The following is a 16,311-nucleotide window of genomic DNA, read 5'->3' as shown; positions in this document are numbered from 1 at the left end:
TTCGCAGTCTCGGCGAAAAGACTTAAGCTTCGGTTCACCATACCGATAAAATGTTCATGGGCTCCATCAGCCGACGCAGGGCCGTTGCCGCCGACCCTCAAACGTCGCTGCCGTCCGGCTTTAGCGGGCGCTTCATGGCAAAGACCTCGCTTGCAACCGCATAGTCCAGATAGCCGAGCCGAGCGAGTGGCGCGGCAAGTGCCATGTCGATCCGCCCCTCGCTAAGGATGCGCTCATCGATATGGATGCCTACCACCTCGCCAATGACGACGGTATTCCCAGACGCGCCATTTCGCCCCTTGGGTCGGAAGCTTTCGGTCACGACGCATTCCAGCGCGGCCGGACTCTCGGCGACCCGAGGAGGCTTGACGAGCCTTGACGGCGCCTTCGTAAGCCCAGCGATCTCGAATTCGTCGATTTCCGGCGGCGCGGCGGCCGAGGTCTTGACGACCTGCCGAGCAAGGTCACCGGTCGCGAGATTGCAAACGAACTCGCCGGTCTCGATGGCTGTGCGGACCATGTCCTTGACACCCGCCGAGGAGACCATGACGAGCTTCGGGGAGTCGCTGATCGCGTTGAAGAAGCTGTAGGGCGAGAGATTGGCGATGCCGTTCGCATCGAGCGTCGAGATCCAGCCGATCGGCCGCGGCGATACGATCGCCTTGAACGGATCGTGCGGCAGGCCGTGATCATTGGTGTCGGTCGCGTAGAACATGGCTATGCCGGGCCCTCGAATGTCGTGACGATGTCTGACAGTACCGGGCGCGGCCGTTCGGACGGCGCCTCGCCGGGCGTGCCGATATGGATGAAGCCCGCGACGTTTTCCTCGGGGGCGATGCCGAGGAACCGCTTCGCCTCGTTGTCATATGCCGGCCATTCGGTGAGCCATGTCGCCGCGAAGCCCTTGCCGTTTGCTGCGTGAATCAGGTTCATGCAGACGGCGCCTGCCGACATCTGCTGTTCCCAGATCGGAATCTTCACATGCTGGGCCGCCGTCGAGATGACCGCGACGACAAGGGGAGCGCGCGTGAACCGCGTCCTCTCCGCCCTGTCGCGAACCTCGCTGAGTGCGCCTTCGCGCTTCTCGATCAGTCCCGCAAGCGCCGCACCGGCAGCTTCCGCGCCCATGCCGCGAAAGACGACGAAGCGCCAAGGCGCGAGCTTGCCGTGATCGGGTACGCGCACGGCCATGGTGAGGATCGCGGCGAGCTCGTCGGGCGATGGACCCGGCTCGGACAGCGCCGGCAGAGGCAGCGAACGGCGCGAGGAGAGGTGGTCGAGGAGATCTGGCAAGAGGGAGGCTTTCGCGAGAAATTGGGGCGTGTGCCGCGTTTGAGGCGCACCGTGTGTTCCGGTAGACACGGTTCTGGCTATAAGGTGTCCCATCACGGATTCAAGGCGACACGCCTCTTGTTCCGGCGCGACTTCGCCATGATCGGGCTTCAAGGATAGGGACTGAGGGGCGTCCTTCGAAGGAATAGCCCTCGATACGACGCGTCTAACAAGAGTCGTGTCGGTCGCCCATGAGGACGAATGGAGATCTTGAGTTTCGTAATGCGTGCCTGCATTTCCATCGCCGAGACCGTCCGAGTCATTGCTGTTGCGTTCGCGCTCGTTCTTGCAGGGGCGGGCCCGTCCTTTTCCCAATCGAGCCCGCTTCCCGATTTTATCGATCGGGGCATCGAGGGGTTTCTGAGCGGCGGCTCGGACAAAGGGCCGAATGTCTACGCCTCGCCCTCTGCGAATGAACTCCTGCCTAATTCGGCCGATGTCGGCGTACCGCAAATGAAGTCGTTGCGGACCTTCGATCCGATCGCGCTGCCGGACTCCACCGTCGCGCCGGGCATGTCGGCGCTCGATATGCCCAATCTTCCCGCCTACGCACCACAGCTCAACATGGACAAGAAAGCGTTCCGACCGAATGCGGAACTGGTGCTCGAGGCTCGGCTATCGGAGGAGGGGGAGATCGTACCGGGCGGCATCGTCTGGCGGCTGTTCTCGGCTGTTCCGCAATTGCAGGGACGTTCGACCCTGATCGCGACCTCGAAGGAGGCCAAGCCGAGCTTCAACGTGCCGCCGGGCGCTTACATCGTCCACGCGACTTTCGGGCGGGCGGGCATCGTCAAGCGGATCGACTTCAACGGTGTAAATGTGAAGGAAGTCGTCGTTCTTGGGGCGGGTGGCCTTAAGCTCGACGCGACAGTTTCTAGCGAGGGTCAAGCTGCGACGGAATCGCGGCTCAAATTCGACATCTTCGCCGATGCCGAGCGGGACAGCGAGCGCGAACTGATCGCCAGCGGGGTCGCGCCTGGTGAGGTGGTGCGGCTCAATGCCGGGCTCTATCACGTCGTCTCGACATATGGCTCGATCAACGCGCGGACCCAGGCTGATATTCGGGTCGAGGCCGGCAAGCTGACTGAGGCCACGCTTCAGCATCGCGCCGCGCAGCAGACGCTGAAGTTAGTACGCGAACATGGCGGTGAGGCTATTGCGGGCACCGCTTGGACCGTGACGAGCATGTCGGGCGACATCCTGCGCAAGAGCGCTGGCGCGTTCGCTTCCATGGTTCTCGCCGAGGGCGACTATATGGCTGTCGCCCGCAACCGAGAAACCACCTACCAGCGCAGCTTCAGTGTCAAAGCCGGCGAGGACGCCGATGTCGAGATCCTGTTGAGCGATCTCATCGAGACAAGTTCCGAGGACTGACGAGGGCAGGGAACGCATTCCGGCTTGAAGCCCAAGTGATTTTCGCCACAGTGTGATGGTGAAAGCAGCCGCAAGCTGACTCATGCCAGGACCTAAAAGTTTCGATGACTTCCGATGATCCCTATCGCCAGCGGATCGTACTACTGACGACGCCGCTCTCGGATGGAGATGCCGAGGCGGCCTTAGGTCGCGCCCTTTCCGGGGGTGATGTCGCATCCGTTCTGATTGATCCGGCCGGCCGCGAGCATGGAGAATTCCAGGCCTTCGCCGAACGGCTGGTGCCGCTCGTGCAGAATGCCGGCGCCGCGGCAATCGTGATCGACGATACCCGCGTAGCCGGGCGCGCGCGCGCCGACGGCCTCCATCTGACAGCCGGCGACGTCGAGGCGCTTCGAGATGCAATTGAAGCGCACGCGCCCAAGATGATTGTAGGCGGCTCGGGTTTCGAGACCCGCCATGCGGCGCTGGAAGCCGGCGAGGCGATGCCCGACTATCTCCTGTTCGGTAGACTCGGCCAGGATGTCTCGGATACGCCCCATCCAAAGACGCTGACAATGGCCGAATGGTGGGCGGCGATGGTCGAACTGCCCTGCATCGCGCTCGGTGCGCGAACGCCAGAGAGCATCGACACCGTAGCCGAGACCGGCGCGGAGTTCATTGGTTTGGCATCTTTCGTTTTCGACAGGTCTGGTGAGGAAGCGGAGCGGGTTGCCGAAGCCAATCGGCTGCTTAACGAGAGGTACGCGCGAGAAAAGGCGCTAGCCGAGGAAAGGGCAGACGCTTGACGCGCTTCTCTTGCCAGTCCGCGGCGCTTTTTATTGCATTCGGCATTGCCGTCGGCTTTGCCCATGGCGCGGCCGCGCAGGATTTGCCTGCAACGCCCGGGCAGGCCGACGAGAGCGAACTCCTGCCATCACCTAACCTTCGTCCATCGATCGCACCCGTTGCGGCAGGAACCGGCCGGGGCTCACGGGGTGCACCTTCGAGCGTGCGCGCGTACGCGGAATTCCAGATCGGGAATTACCTGACGGCCAAGGCGATCGCCGAACCCCTCGCCAAACTCGGCGACGTCAAGGCGCAGGCATTGCTCGGCGAAATCTACAGCCAGGGCCTCGGCGTTCCGGTCGATGTCGACGAAGCGGCTCGCTGGTTCGAAGCGGCCGCGAAGGGCGGCGATCGTGCCGCGCAGTTCGAATTTGCCATGCTGCTTCTGGCTGGAACTGGGATCGCGCGCGACGAGACCCGGGCGCTGAACCTATTGAAGGAAGCCGCGGACGCAAAACTTCCGCTTGCTGAGTTCAACTACGCCCAGCTCCTCCTGCGCACCTCGCCGACGAGTGGTTTTGCCGACGCGCTTCCCTACTTCCGCTCCGCAGCCGACGCCGGAATCGCCGACGCGCAATATGTCATGTCCCAGCTTCTTGCTGCCGGACAGGGCATCGAGAAAGACGAGGTGGCGGCCCGCAAATGGCTTCGCCGCGCGGCGATCAACGGCTTCAGCATCGCTCAGATCGAATATGGCATCTGGCTGATCAACGGCCGTGGCGGTGATGCGCGGCCGAAGGACGGTTTTGAGTTTCTGCGTTCGGCGGCCCTGCGTGGTAATCCGATTGCCGTCAATCGTGTCGCGCATCTCTACAAGGACGGTCTAGGAACCGAGCCCGATACCGAAGAGGCCGCTAAATGGGCGGTCATCGCGAAGCGGCTCGACAACAGCGATCCTGTCCTCGACGATTTCTTCAACGGGCTCAGCGACGAGGCACGCAAGGCGGCGCTCGAAGAGGCCAACCGCTTCACCACAGGCTGAAATCATCAGGCCAAAACCTGCGACTTCCTGTGACGGCGCTTGAAGGAGAACCCGATTTGTGGTGTTGAGCAGCGCTCGCGGCGCGCATTGCAACTGCAACTGCCGCGACGCCCAGCCGGTTCGAGCTGCGATGGTCCGATCGCGCGCCACTAGACGATCAAACGAAATGGTTTCGAGACACACATGAAGATCAACGGAAACGAAATTCGCGCCGGCAACGTCATCGAGCACAAGGGCGGGTTATGGGCCGCTGTAAAGACCCAGCACGTAAAGCCAGGCAAAGGCGGCGCCTTCGCCCAGGTAGAGCTGAAGAACCTGATCGACGGCACAAAGCTTAACGAGCGATTCCGCGCTGCCGAGACCGTCGAACGCGTACGACTCGAGCAGAAGGAATACCAGTATCTTTACGCCGAGGGCGAGATGCTGGTTTTCATGGATGCGGAAACCTTTGAGCAACTGGAACTGATGAAGGACTTCGTCGGTGACCGCGCGGCATTCCTCCAGGACGGTATGACCGTCACCGTCGAGCTCTACGAAGAAAAGGCGATCGGCGTGCAGTTGCCCGATCAGGTCGTCCTACAGATCACCGAAGCCGATCCCGTGGTCAAAGGCCAGACCGTGTCATCGTCCTACAAGCCTGCGTTGATGGAGAACGGGATTCGGGTGATGGTTCCACCCTTCATCTCGGCCGGCGAAAAGATCTTGGTCGACACCAACGAAATCACCTACCTGAAGCGGGCTGAATAAGGTTCGCGCCACTCTCTCGCCGTCGCGCACTGCAGTTTCGCCAGAAGGCTCGCATTTCCGAAACACCAGCGTGATGCGCGCGGCGCTTCGAAGCATTTCACCCAGACAGGACCTTTATGGCACGTTCCGCGCTCCTCCAAGTCATGACTCAGGCCGCGACCAAGGCAGGGCGCGTGCTGGCGCGCGACTTCGGCGAGGTGCAGCACCTGCAGGTTTCCATGAAGGGACCGGCGGACTTCGTATCTTCGGCCGACCGGAAGGCCGAAGAGGTCGTCTTTAAGGAACTCTCGCGAGTGCGTCCTGACTGGGGCTTCCTGATGGAAGAGCGCGGCGCGATCGAAGGCAGGGATCCGCAGCACCGATGGATCGTCGATCCGCTCGATGGCACCACCAACTTCCTCCATGGCCTGCCGATGTTCTCGGTTTCGATCGCGCTGGAGCGTGATGGCGAGATCGTCGCGGCAGTGGTCTTCAATCCCGCGATGGACGAGATGTACACCGCCGAAAAGGGGGGTGGCGCCTACCTCAACGACCGGCGCATCCGTGTCGCCTCCCGCAAAACCCTCCCCGAGGCACTGTTCGGCACGGGCATTCCGTTCCTTGGCATGGGTGACCATGCCGGCTTCCTCTACGAACTGCGACAGATCATGGGAGAAACTGCGGGCGTGCGACGCTACGGAGCGGCTTCGCTCGATCTCGCCTTCGTCGCAGCCGGAAGGCTCGACGGCTTCTGGGAACGCGCGCTCAACCCTTGGGACATCGCAGCCGGCGTCCTCTTGATCAAGGAAGCCGGTGGCATCGTCACTGGTCTCGAGGGGGAGAGCTTCGACCATATCCGAGGCGATATCGCCTGCGGCAACGAATTCATCCACAAGGCGTTGATCGGACAGTTGAAACAGGCTTCGACCAAACGCCGGGCGGCACGCCGGGCAGGTGAGTCCCGCGAAACCGGGGAAGTCGATCCCAACGCTCCCGCTTGAAGCCGTTTCGAACCTGACCATTATTTTGCGGTGCAAGGCCCCGGAAAGGCCCCCCGTGTTTCAAATGTCGCTGCAATTCCCTATTGTCTGGGCCGCGGCGTCGCGCGCCCGGGCCATTCGTTCGACTGTCGCTCGATAATGCGGCACAGCCGGCAAGACAGCGGGGCAGAATGAAGCTCTTCAGTTCGAAGACCGAGGCGGACGCGAGGCCGCGGGAATACGATCCGACGCGGCTATCGAGCCCGATGTGGTTCCTTTGGTTGATGCTGATCTTCCTGGCGCTCGTCGGATTTGTCGTTCTGATACTCGGTCGTCAGGTAAGCCAGGCGTTCGCGACCAATCCTGGTCTCAACGGCCTGATTGTCGGTGTGCTTTCCGTCGGCATCGTGCTGGCGCTCTTGCAGGTCTGGCGCCTGTCCCGTGAGGTCCGCTGGGTCAATGCCTATCGCGACGGCGACAAGAACTTCGGCAAGATGAAGGATCCTGTGCTGCTCGCGCCGATGCGCGCACTCATCGGCAGCCGCCGCGCGATCTCGCTGTCGACCACTTCGATGCGATCGATCCTCGATTCGATCGCTACCCGCCTGGACGAGACACGCGACATCGCCCGCTATCTGATCGGACTTCTCGTCTTTCTCGGCCTGCTTGGAACCTTCTGGGGCCTCTTGCGCACCATCGGTTCGATCGGCACGACCATCCAGGGGCTCGATCCGACTGGCGGCGATACCGCAAGTGTGCTCGACGCACTGAAGGCCGGTCTCGCCGCACCGCTCGCGGGCATGGGCACGGCATTCTCGTCATCACTCTTCGGTTTGTCCGGCTCGCTGGTTCTCGGCTTTCTCGATCTCCAGATCGGCCGGGCGCAGAACCGTTTCTACACCGAACTCGAGAACTGGCTCTCCTCGGTCACCGATGTCGGCTCCGACATGGTTCTGCCGCCGCATCAGCCCGGCTCTGTCGCAGCGGACGGGAACGAAGAGTTCAAACGGCTCACGGAAAGGTTAGATCGGCTCGTGCAGGACCAGTCCGCCTATCCGAAGACCAGCGCGGCTATGGCCAACCTCGCCGAGAGCATTCAGGGCCTCGTCCAGCACATGCGGTCAGAGCAGCAGATCATGCGTGATTTTGTGGAGAAGCAGGCTGACGAACAGCGCGAATTGCGACATGTTCTCGACCGGTTGTCACGTTCCAACAGCCCCAATGGCAGGGGAGATTGATCGATGGCGCTCGCCCGCAACAGACGGAGCGCAGGCGGAAGTGCTGAGTACTGGCCTGGTTTTGTGGACGCCCTGTCGACGCTCCTCCTTGCCATCATGTTCCTGCTATCGGTCTTCGTGCTGGCGCAGTTCATCCTCAGCCGCGAGATCTCCGGTCAAGACGAGGCGCTAGACCGTCTGAACGGTCAGATCGCCGAACTTACCCAGCTCTTGGCGCTCGAACGCTCGAACGCCCAAGACAGCGAGGACGAGATCGCCTCGCTGCGCGCTTCTCTCGGTCAACTGGAGGACGAGCGCTCGCGGCTTCAGTCGGCGTTGGATTCCGGAAGTGGTTCGGCCGCCGCTGCGAACGCGACGATCAGTGCCCTGCAGGACAATCTCGAAGAGGAAGAGTCGATCTCTCAGCGTGCGCGCTCGCAGGTCGAGCTTCTCAACCAGCAGCTTTCGGCTCTCCGCCAGCAGATCGGGGCGCTCGAATCGGCGCTCGAGGCGTCCGAAGAGCGCGATCAGGAGAGTCAGACAAAGATCGCCGATCTAGGACGGCGGCTCAACGTCGCCTTGGCCCAACGAGTTCAGGAGCTGAACCGCTATCGTTCCGACTTCTTCGGCCGCTTGCGGGAAATTCTCGCCGACCGTGAGAACATTCGAATAGTCGGCGACCGCTTCGTCTTCCAATCAGAAGTGCTGTTTCCGTCCGGTAGCGCCGATCTACAGACCGCCGGAACGGATGAGCTCGATCAGATGGCAAGCGCCATCCGCGATCTTGCCCGCGAGATTCCATCCGATATCAACTGGATCGTCCGTGTGGATGGCCACACCGACAATGTGCCTCTATCGGGCACTGGGCAGTTCGATGACAACTGGGAACTTTCCGTGGCCCGTGCGAGCTCGGTGGTGAAATATCTGATCAGTCAGGGCGTACAGGCCGAACATTTGGCAGCGACTGGCTTCGGCGAATTCCAGCCGATCGAGGAGGGGAGCACACCCGAAGTCCGACGACGCAATCGCCGCATCGAATTCAAGCTGACCGAGCGCTAGGGGGTCGGCTGGGAACCGTAATGGTCGGTCGATTTCCGATGCCGTTGTGCCGGCATTTCTTGGAATTACGGTCTGAGCACCTGCAGATAGCGCGTCGCCAAGAGCTTTGGCGGTCGTCTGCGGCCGGGATCGAGGGCAAGCTCTCTCGAGAGCGTCCACCGCGTGGAGAGCGGGATCTCAAGCATGAGATAAGTCGCGACCCCGACGAAAAGGCATGCCGCCCCGACGCTCACGCCGTAGATTAGAACCCATCCGCCGGCAATCTGCGGCAGGGCATAAGTCCAGAGTGTCTGGCTGGCAGGCAACACAAAGACGTGGCTAAGGTAGATCGCGTATGAGGCTGCGCCCAGGAGCATCGGAAAGACCGCTGGGCGGGTCCGCCGCTGCTTCTCCCAGAAGACGACACCGGTCACGATCATGAGCGATGGCAGGCCTGCCCAATACAGACGATCGAGCTCGGGCCCGGCTAGGAAAACCATCGCAATGAATCCGCCAAGGACGAGGCCCATGCTCAGTGGAAGCGGCAGCCGGAGCGAGGAGGCGAAGGCGATGGCGATCATGATTCCGAACAGGAATTCGATGATGATCGGCTCAGTGTAGAAATCCCATAACCCGGTGTCGTCGATCGCGAGGCCAAGACCGACGAAGGCGAGCCCGACGACAACGGCGATGCCGCCGCGCGCTAAAGGTACAAAGGGAATTGTCAGCGCGAAGACGAGATAGAAGGCCATCTCGTAGTTGAGCGACCACCCGACAAAGAGGACGGGGATCAGGTCGCTGACATGTGGATGCGGCCAAGGGACGAAGAGCAAAGATGCGACGAGATGCTGCAGGTCGAAGACGGTCGTCAGCATCACGCCGGGCAGAACAAACGCGATCGCGGCCATAAGAATAGTCAGCACCCAATAAAGTGGGATGATGCGTTTCAGCCGCCGAACGAGGAAGCGCCAAGGATCTTGCTCTCCTTTGCGAGTCGTGAACCAGATGATGAACCCCGATATGACGAAAAACAGGTCGACTCCGCCTTGACCGGCGTAGAATTGCGGTATCGCAGTTTGCCCATCGAGACGTGCGGTCGGAGCCAATACGTGAAACGCCACCACCATGACTGCGGCGATCCCACGTAAATATTGGACGTTATTGAGCATCTCCGATCCGATCCAGAGTACGCCGAGCATCGGCGCGATCGAGATCAGGATGAAGCATCCTCATATCTTGAGAAAGGCCTTAAATTTCTTTGTGAATTTTTGATTAACTCCTAGATCTTGAATAAAAACGTGCCTTTTAGTGTCGTCGCAGCTTGTTAGTCAGTGTGCATGCGAAGTGCGAGGTTGATTTCAACAGGTTGAATCTGGTCGGCCTTCGCTGGCCGCCTAATTCGCCTGACATGACGCCTCGCCTGAGCGACTCCGCCGACTGGACCTATCTCTGCCAGGAGTTCGATACTGTCTACCGTTACGGCTCCGCCGGTGGCAGCAAGGTGATACGTGGCCATAGGCGGCGGGTGCGCGATCTCCTGTCATCTATAGTCGATGAGGATCCCGAAATGCTCGTTCGGGACCCGGAGGAGAAGCCGGTCGTCGATCATCTCGCACGCGCAATCGATCTCGGCGCCTACGGCCCAATGCACGGTTTTGCTCGTATCCTCACGCGCATCGCGCCTTTATTAACCTGGGAATACGGCTACGAGAGCGTCCCTAAGGGGCTGGCAAAACGCTTCGCTTACACAGAATTTCTCGGCCCGCGTGGCCCGATCCCGACCGATCGGCTTATTCTTGGCGCAGTGCTCTTCGCGCCGAGCACGACGTATCCTCAACACAGCCATCCGGACATTGAGGAAAGCTATGTCTCGATCTCTGGTGCTTGGTCGGAAAACGATGCTGCGGTCTATGCGCCCGGTTCGCTCATCCTCAACAAATCAGGCGAACAGCATCGCATCACCACCGGTGCGGTCGATCCATGTCTTCTCATCTACGCCTGGATCGGGCCGCCGGCGCGACTCACAGCGCCCGGCATGAAGTTTTCCGCTCCGCGACGAAAAAACACGTCGCATCCCGTCTAATCAAATCAGTGGTTTGAGCTGGACAGTCGGAGCCGCGGCCCGTCTGCCGATTGACCTTTTGCAGGACACGATACAGCATCGCCGCCGAGCGGTGGAGGACCGCTTTTCAGCGCCGCGAGAAGCGGCAAGGGAGGAATAATGAAGACTTGGCTTTTGGCCTCGGCGGCGACGCTTGCTCTGACGATGGCGTCCAGCGCGCAGACGCAGGACATCCCCGACAATATGGAAAAGCTGCAGGGCATGCAGTCCACGGGTACGTCGATGGATTTCCAGACCATCGAGCAGAGTGGCGAATATGCCGATCAGCTGAAGCGGAACCTTGAACAGGTCGAGCTGCCGAACGGCTTCAAGATCGAACTCTACGCCGTCGTGCCGGACGCGCGGCACATCGCAAACGGGCCTCAGGGCGTCGCGACCTTCGTCGGCACGCGCAAACAGAACGTCTGGGTGGTGACCGACCGCGACAAGAACCGTGTTGCCGACGAGGTCAAGGAATTCGCGCCCTCGATCAATTTCACGATTCCGAACGGCGTCTGCTTTTCCGACGACGGTTTTCTGTACATCGCAGAGCAGAACCGCGTCCTTGTGCTGCCAGCAGCGGAATTCTTCTACGAGAGCCCCGATGTCGCGGTCGGCGTCGTGACGCCGCAAGGCGAACTCGTTCCGGAATCCGAGGAAAGCTTCAACCACACAGCTCGCGTCTGCAGGATCGGACCCGATGACCGCCTCTACATCTCCCTCGGCCAGCCCTACAACGTGCCGCCGAAGGAGAAGGAAGACCTCTATGCCGAAGTAGGCATCGGCGGCATAATCTCCATGAACCGCGACGGCTCAGGCCGTGAAGTCTATGCGACCGGCGTGCGCAATTCGGTCGGCATCGATTTCGATCCGAACAGCGGTAATCTGTGGTTCACCGACAACCAGGTCGACGGCATGGGTGACGATATCCCGCCGGGTGAGATCAACATGGCGAGCCAGAAGGGCCAGAATTTCGGGTTCCCCTGGTATGGCGGCGGCAGCGTCCGCACCGAGGAATACAAGGGCGAGGAAATTCCGGCAGACGTCGTGATCCCGCAGGCGGAGATGACCGCCCACGCCGCCGATCTTGGCCTTGATTTCTACAACGGTACCAGCTTCCCGCAGAAATATCGCGGCGGTATCTTCTCGGCTCAGCACGGGTCATGGAACCGCACGGATCCTGTCGGCGCCCGCATCATGTTTACTCCGCTCAACGAGGACGGGACAGCAGGTGAGCCTGAACCCTTCGCGGAAGGGTGGTTGACCGATAGCGGCGAATATATCGGTCGGCCCGTCGACGTCGCGGTCATGAAGGATGGCTCTTTGCTCGTCTCCGATGATCTGGCGGGTGCCCTGTACCGCATTTCCTACGAGAACTGACCGTCTCGTAGTTCCACGCTTCGCCGGCAGACCTGGCAGAGCGGGATTGTCCTAGCGGCGCGCGGACCACCCGCGCGCCGTCTCTCTCTCTCTCTCTCTCTCTCTCTCTCTCTCCGGTCGCGACCGGGGATTTTCCTAACAACGAGGATCATGACATGAGCGCTTCTCTTCGCTGCGCCTTCTCGACGCTCGCGGTCTGTGCCTTCCTCTCGATGCCGGCGAAGGCGGCGGATCCGGCCGCGGGCCGAGAGAAGGCTGGCCAGTGCGCGACCTGCCACGGTAAGGACGGGATCGCGACGACGCCGGATGCGCCCAACCTCGCCGGTATGAGCTCGATTTACACAGAAGCCCAATTGAAAGCGTTCAAGGCAGGCGAGCGTCAGCATCAGCAGATGTCGATCATCGCTCAATCCCTCAGCGAAGAGGATATTGCCGATCTCGCCGCCTGGTATGCCGCGATCGAAGTGACCGCGACGCTGCCGGCCGAATAGTTGCGCTTTGTTCGAGCGGTGTCCGGCCTATGTGCTTCCGGAGGTAGCGTCTTCAGGCAGACGAAGGCGCCGGACTTCTAGAGGAAACAGCCATGAAACGCCTGCTTGCGGCCCTTGCGGTCACCGTGTTCGCAGCACCTGCCGCTGCGCAGAGCGACACTGAAGCACCGGCCGCAGAACAGCCGAGGAGCGAAAGCGCGTCTCCAGATGGCGCATCCGAGGATGCTGCGGAGGCTGGGACCACCGCATCCGGGACTTCGTCGAGTGTCGGCGTGAAAGTGACCGCACTCGGGAGCCATGACGGTGAGTTCTGCGCGCGCGACCGCGCGATGGTCTTCGAAGATCCAAACGGCACGCGCATCCTCTACGACGCGGGCCGAACCGTCGCGGGCGCGAACGACGAGCGGCTTGGCGAGATCGACGTTGTGCTGGTCAGCCATGTCCACGGCGACCATCTCGGCGACCAGCGGATCGAGAGCGTCAACGCCGGCACCTGCGACGCGCCGGAAACGAACGTCTCTACGACGCCGAACTCGAACAGCGTCGAGATCGCCGTCGGCAAAGATGCGCAGATGGTGACCGGCTCGGAGATGGCTTCCTTCCTCGGCAAGAAGATGGAAGCGGCCGGGGGCGACCCGAAGGCTTCTCAGCTTGTGCGCTTCGGCGCCTCGGTGGATGTCGGCGGCGTCGCGATCACGACGGTTCCTGCCGTCCACTCCAACGGGCTGTCCGGCGACTTCATCGACGGTCCGCTCGGCGAGCACCTGAAGACGGCCGGCCTCAACGCCTATGTCGGCCAGCCGACCGGCTATGTGCTTACATTCTCCAATGGACTATCGGTCTATCTATCGGGCGATACCGGCGTCACCGCCGAGCAAGAGACCGTCGTCGGGCAGCAATACGGCGTGCAGCTCGCAGTCATCAATATCGGCGATACGTATACGACCGGCCCCCGGAAGCCGCCTTTGTCATCGACGACCTCATCCAGCCGGCGAGTGTGATCCCGTCCCATGCCAATGAGAAGGCGACCGAAAACGGCGAGATCGTCGCGGGCTCAAAGACCGAGGCCTTCATGGATGCGGTCGAGGCCAACGCCTATCTTCCCCTCAGCGGCCGGACGATGATCTTCGACAGCGAAGGCGCCTGCACGGATGGTTGCGAATGAGCGGCCTGAATGAGCGCGCCCTCGAAGCTTACCCGACAAGGAATTTTTCGTAGGATAGGATCGGATGCGCAGCTGCATCAAAGCGGGAAGCGGTGGCAAAAAGAAAGGGGCCGCGCGGGCCCCTTTCTCGTCAAGCCGGGAAACTTCCGGCGAATGTTCGGTGTTACTGTGCGGTGACCGTGGTCTGGACCAGTTCGCCATCGACCTTGATCGGGCCGTCTTCGGTGGCGCCGAGCGTGTATTCGAATACGCCTTCCTCAGCGCCGCCGGCCTCAGAGTGGACCATCAGCATCAGCATGTCGCCGCTTGCGACTTCCTCGTCGAGCTCAGCGGTGACACCTTCGTTCATGCCTTCCTCGAGTGCTGCATGGCCGACGACCGGGCCGGGCTTCATGTCGGCATCGGTGCGGTGTACGACAAGCCAGCCCGCCTCGGGTGCGGTCACGGACTCAGCCATCACGCTGCCGCCGGACACGTCCTGATCGGAGGCCACGACGCCGGGCGTCATGTCGTCGGACTGGGCGAAAGCTGCTGTAGCGAAGCCGGCGGACGCGAGAAGTGCGATCATCGTGCGGGTCATGAATATCCTCCATTCGATTACACACCCTGTGGTGGGTGGTTGAGGAAGATACGGATCAGCGAGAGAATGGTTTCGATTTCCTTCTTTCGTTATCGAACGAGCAGCGATCATCACGCTAACGTCAGTGGCGCTTATTCTGCGGCCTGCCTCAGTTGACCGGCTTCGAACTGCAACCGGGCGAGGCGCGCGTACACGCCGTCTTTTTCTATAAGGGTCTGATGAGTGCCTTCCTCGACGATCTGGCCGCCTTCGAGAACGAGAATGCGGTCCGCCTTGAGCACCGTTGCAAGGCGGTGCGCAATGACGAGCGTTGTGCGGCCCACCATCAGTTCGTCGAGCGCCTTCTGGACGAGAATCTCACTTTCGGCGTCGAGTGCAGAGGTCGCTTCGTCGAGAAGGAGAATGGGCGCGTTACGCAAAAGCGCGCGGGCGATTGCGATGCGCTGACGTTGGCCACCGGACAGCGTAACTCCGCGCTCGCCGAGGAGAGTGTCGTAATCCCGGTCGAGGGCATCGATAAAGTTCGAAGCGAGGGCGGAACCTGCCGCCGAGCGCACCTCGGCTCGGCTCGCGCCGGGCTGACCGAAGGCAATGTTCTCGAATGCCGAAACGGCGAAGATCGTCGTATCCTGTGGCACGAAAGCGATGCGGGTGCGAAGATCGGCAGGATCGGTCTTGGCAATGTTAATGCCATCGATGGTGATCGTGCCGGCGACCGGGTCGTAGAACCGTTCGATCAGGCCGAAGATCGTCGATTTGCCCGCACCTGACGCGCCTACGATGGCGACCGTCTCGCCGGGCGCGATGGTGAAGCTGAGGTCCTCGATCGTCGGCAGGTCAGGCCGGCTTGGGTAGGCGAAGGTGACGTGATCGAAAACGATCCGGCCTGCCGCAGGCGAGGGGAGGGCAAGCGGCTCGGCAGGCGCCCTAACCTGCGGTTCCTCGGTGAGCAGTTCGCTGAGGCGCTCTGCGGCGCCGGCGGCAAGCGCCAATTCTCCCCAAACCTCCGAGAGCTGGCCGAGCGCTCCAGCGGCAAAGACGGCATAGAGGACAAACTGGCCAAGCGTGCCAGGCGACAACATGTCGAGTGCCACACGGCTCGCGCCGATCCACAACACCGCGACGATCGAAGAGAAGATCAGGAAGATCGCGACGGCCGTCAGCATAGCGCGGGCCTTGATCGAGGCGCGGGCCGCGCCGAAGGCCTTGTCGACAGCGTCACTGTAGCGTTTCGAGACCGTGCCCTCGCTGGTGAAGGCCTGGACCGTGCGCATGGCGCCGATCGCTTCGGAGGCATAGGCCGTTGCGTCGGCGAGCGTATCCTGCGCTTCGCGGGAGCGCCGTCGCACGCCCCGTCCGAAAGCGACGAGCGGCAGAACGATCAGCGGGATCGCTGCGATCACGATCAGCGAAAGGCTGGGGCTCGTCACGATCATCATGCCGAGCGCACCGATGAAAAGGATCGCATTGCGCAGGAAGACAGAGGCAGTCGAGCCGACGGCGGACTTGATCTGGGTGGTGTCGGCGGAAAGCCGCGAAACGATTTCGCCCGAAAGCGCGCGATCGAAAAAAGCGGGCGAAAGTTTCGTCACATGCGCAAAGACATCCTTGCGCAGTTCCGCAACGACCCTTTCTCCCAACGTGACGACGAAAAAGTACCGGCAGGCGCTGGACACCGCGAGAAGTCCGGCCAGCACGAAGAGCAGGCCGAAAAAGCCGTTGATCATATACGCGCTGGAAGACGTAAAACCTTCGTCGATCAGTCGACGCACTGCGAGCGGCAGAGAAAGTGTTACAAGAGCAGCAATTGTCAGGAAAATCGTGGCACCAATGGCAAGTCCCATGTGGCGCCTCACATAGGGAACCAGCCGGCCGAGCGGGCGCAGATTGCGCTGCTTCTTCGAACCTTCAAGCTTCTTGCTGCTTGTGAAACTCAAGCGGTACGCCTTCCCCATCGGGGTTTCATTTTCACCCTTCTCTTGGGCAAATCAAGTTCGGTGCAACATCGCGCGACGTATGGCCTTGCGGTCAGTGCGCGGCTTGTGTAATGCCTCTCCCCTGAATTTGAAAGCTTTGATCGGCTTCTAGTCCCTGAGACATTATTAGCCTGTGGCCAGCTT

Annotated in this window: 17 protein-coding genes; 12 read left to right on the top strand and 5 right to left on the bottom strand. The window is 61.3% G+C overall.

Annotated features, from left to right (window positions below; genetic code table 11):
• Positions 1-97 precede the first annotated feature (97 nt).
• Together FP2506_RS11570 and FP2506_RS11565 are read right to left on the bottom strand one after the other, a co-directional pair.
• Positions 98-715: a flavin reductase family protein gene (locus tag FP2506_RS11570; RefSeq protein ID WP_007067675.1), complete on the bottom strand. Its 618-nt coding sequence runs from the start codon at positions 713-715 to the stop codon at positions 98-100.
• A 2-nt stretch (positions 716-717) separates the two neighbouring features.
• The gene (locus FP2506_RS11565) at positions 718-1,293 is read right to left on the bottom strand and encodes a nitroreductase family protein (protein ID WP_007067674.1); all 576 of its coding nucleotides are present in this window, start codon (positions 1,291-1,293) and stop codon (positions 718-720) included.
• Between the two features lie 240 nt (positions 1,294-1,533).
• On the opposite strand from FP2506_RS11565, the gene FP2506_RS11560 reads away from it, so the two are divergent.
• The 7 genes from FP2506_RS11560 to FP2506_RS11530 all read left to right on the top strand — a co-directional run bounded on the left by FP2506_RS11560 (position 1,534) and on the right by FP2506_RS11530 (position 8,495).
• Positions 1,534-2,706, top strand: a complete 1,173-nt coding sequence (locus FP2506_RS11560; RefSeq protein WP_007067673.1) for a hypothetical protein — start codon at positions 1,534-1,536, stop codon at positions 2,704-2,706.
• Between the two features lie 104 nt (positions 2,707-2,810).
• Complete coding sequence (locus tag FP2506_RS11555; RefSeq protein ID WP_007067672.1) at positions 2,811-3,491, top strand: thiamine phosphate synthase; 681 nt, start codon at positions 2,811-2,813, stop codon at positions 3,489-3,491.
• Entirely contained in the window at positions 3,488-4,513 is a 1,026-nt protein-coding gene (locus FP2506_RS11550) for a tetratricopeptide repeat protein (protein ID WP_007067671.1), read from the top strand. Before FP2506_RS11555 ends, FP2506_RS11550 begins: the two co-directional genes overlap by 4 nt.
• A gap of 183 nt (positions 4,514-4,696) precedes the next feature.
• Positions 4,697-5,260, top strand: a complete 564-nt coding sequence (efp, locus tag FP2506_RS11545; RefSeq protein ID WP_007067670.1) for an elongation factor P — start codon at positions 4,697-4,699, stop codon at positions 5,258-5,260.
• 116 nt (positions 5,261-5,376) lie between these two features.
• Positions 5,377-6,240: an inositol monophosphatase family protein gene (locus tag FP2506_RS11540; RefSeq protein ID WP_007067669.1), complete on the top strand. Its 864-nt coding sequence runs from the start codon at positions 5,377-5,379 to the stop codon at positions 6,238-6,240.
• A gap of 170 nt (positions 6,241-6,410) precedes the next feature.
• Positions 6,411-7,457, top strand: a complete 1,047-nt coding sequence (locus tag FP2506_RS11535; RefSeq protein ID WP_007067668.1) for a DUF485 domain-containing protein — start codon at positions 6,411-6,413, stop codon at positions 7,455-7,457.
• Between the two features lie 3 nt (positions 7,458-7,460).
• Entirely contained in the window at positions 7,461-8,495 is a 1,035-nt protein-coding gene (locus FP2506_RS11530; RefSeq protein WP_007067667.1) for a peptidoglycan -binding protein, read from the top strand.
• 65 nt (positions 8,496-8,560) lie between these two features.
• Here FP2506_RS11530 and FP2506_RS11525 read toward each other — a convergent pair whose 3' ends face one another.
• Positions 8,561-9,673, bottom strand: coding sequence for an acyltransferase family protein (locus FP2506_RS11525; RefSeq protein WP_007067666.1), 1,113 nt, complete (start codon positions 9,671-9,673; stop codon positions 8,561-8,563).
• Between the two features lie 209 nt (positions 9,674-9,882).
• Between FP2506_RS11525 and FP2506_RS11520 the strand changes: the two genes are divergently transcribed.
• The 5 genes from FP2506_RS11520 (at position 9,883) to FP2506_RS19075 (ending at position 13,611) form a co-directional block, all read left to right on the top strand.
• Positions 9,883-10,557, top strand: coding sequence for a dimethylsulfonioproprionate lyase family protein (locus tag FP2506_RS11520; protein ID WP_007067665.1), 675 nt, complete (start codon positions 9,883-9,885; stop codon positions 10,555-10,557).
• Between the two features lie 138 nt (positions 10,558-10,695).
• Complete coding sequence (locus FP2506_RS11515) at positions 10,696-11,955, top strand: PQQ-dependent sugar dehydrogenase (RefSeq protein ID WP_007067664.1); 1,260 nt, start codon at positions 10,696-10,698, stop codon at positions 11,953-11,955.
• Positions 11,956-12,110: 155 nt separating this feature from the next.
• Positions 12,111-12,446: a c-type cytochrome gene (locus tag FP2506_RS11510; RefSeq protein ID WP_007067663.1), complete on the top strand. Its 336-nt coding sequence runs from the start codon at positions 12,111-12,113 to the stop codon at positions 12,444-12,446.
• 92 nt (positions 12,447-12,538) lie between these two features.
• Positions 12,539-13,447, top strand: coding sequence for an MBL fold metallo-hydrolase (locus FP2506_RS11505; protein ID WP_007067662.1), 909 nt, complete (start codon positions 12,539-12,541; stop codon positions 13,445-13,447).
• On the top strand, positions 13,444-13,611 hold the full coding sequence (locus FP2506_RS19075) for a hypothetical protein (RefSeq protein WP_007067661.1): 168 nt from the start codon (positions 13,444-13,446) through the stop codon (positions 13,609-13,611). Before FP2506_RS11505 ends, FP2506_RS19075 begins: the two co-directional genes overlap by 4 nt.
• 163 nt (positions 13,612-13,774) lie before the next feature.
• Here the strand turns inward: FP2506_RS19075 and FP2506_RS11500 are convergent, their stop codons facing one another.
• Both FP2506_RS11500 and FP2506_RS11495 read right to left on the bottom strand, forming a co-directional pair.
• Positions 13,775-14,191, bottom strand: a complete 417-nt coding sequence (locus tag FP2506_RS11500; protein ID WP_007067660.1) for a DUF7282 domain-containing protein — start codon at positions 14,189-14,191, stop codon at positions 13,775-13,777.
• 131 nt (positions 14,192-14,322) lie between these two features.
• Positions 14,323-16,146, bottom strand: a complete 1,824-nt coding sequence (locus tag FP2506_RS11495; protein ID WP_007067659.1) for an ABC transporter transmembrane domain-containing protein — start codon at positions 16,144-16,146, stop codon at positions 14,323-14,325.
• Between the last annotated feature and the right edge of the window lie 165 nt (positions 16,147-16,311).

It is taken from the genome of Fulvimarina pelagi HTCC2506 (assembly GCF_000153705.1).
GTDB lineage: Bacteria > Pseudomonadota > Alphaproteobacteria > Rhizobiales > Rhizobiaceae > Fulvimarina > Fulvimarina pelagi.
This window is presented reverse-complemented; position numbering and strand designations above follow the sequence as displayed.

Bases quoted from the DNA above. Each gene is read 5' to 3' on its own strand.
- FP2506_RS11570 (WP_007067675.1), bottom strand. From the start codon at position 715: ATGTTCTACGCGACCGACACCAATGATCACGGCCTGCCGCACGATCCG.
- FP2506_RS11495 (WP_007067659.1), bottom strand. From the start codon at position 16,146: ATGGGGAAGGCGTACCGCTTGAGTTTCACAAGCAGCAAGAAGCTTGAA.
- FP2506_RS11525 (WP_007067666.1), bottom strand. From the start codon at position 9,673: ATGCTCGGCGTACTCTGGATCGGATCGGAGATGCTCAATAACGTCCAA.
- FP2506_RS11510 (WP_007067663.1), top strand. From the start codon at position 12,111: ATGAGCGCTTCTCTTCGCTGCGCCTTCTCGACGCTCGCGGTCTGTGCC.
- FP2506_RS11540 (WP_007067669.1), top strand. From the start codon at position 5,377: ATGGCACGTTCCGCGCTCCTCCAAGTCATGACTCAGGCCGCGACCAAG.
- FP2506_RS11520 (WP_007067665.1), top strand. From the start codon at position 9,883: ATGACGCCTCGCCTGAGCGACTCCGCCGACTGGACCTATCTCTGCCAG.
- FP2506_RS11535 (WP_007067668.1), top strand. From the start codon at position 6,411: ATGAAGCTCTTCAGTTCGAAGACCGAGGCGGACGCGAGGCCGCGGGAA.
- FP2506_RS11555 (WP_007067672.1), top strand. From the start codon at position 2,811: ATGACTTCCGATGATCCCTATCGCCAGCGGATCGTACTACTGACGACG.
- FP2506_RS11560 (WP_007067673.1), top strand. From the start codon at position 1,534: ATGGAGATCTTGAGTTTCGTAATGCGTGCCTGCATTTCCATCGCCGAG.
- FP2506_RS11500 (WP_007067660.1), bottom strand. From the start codon at position 14,191: ATGACCCGCACGATGATCGCACTTCTCGCGTCCGCCGGCTTCGCTACA.
- FP2506_RS11515 (WP_007067664.1), top strand. From the start codon at position 10,696: ATGAAGACTTGGCTTTTGGCCTCGGCGGCGACGCTTGCTCTGACGATG.
- FP2506_RS11505 (WP_007067662.1), top strand. From the start codon at position 12,539: ATGAAACGCCTGCTTGCGGCCCTTGCGGTCACCGTGTTCGCAGCACCT.
- efp (WP_007067670.1), top strand. From the start codon at position 4,697: ATGAAGATCAACGGAAACGAAATTCGCGCCGGCAACGTCATCGAGCAC.
- FP2506_RS11530 (WP_007067667.1), top strand. From the start codon at position 7,461: ATGGCGCTCGCCCGCAACAGACGGAGCGCAGGCGGAAGTGCTGAGTAC.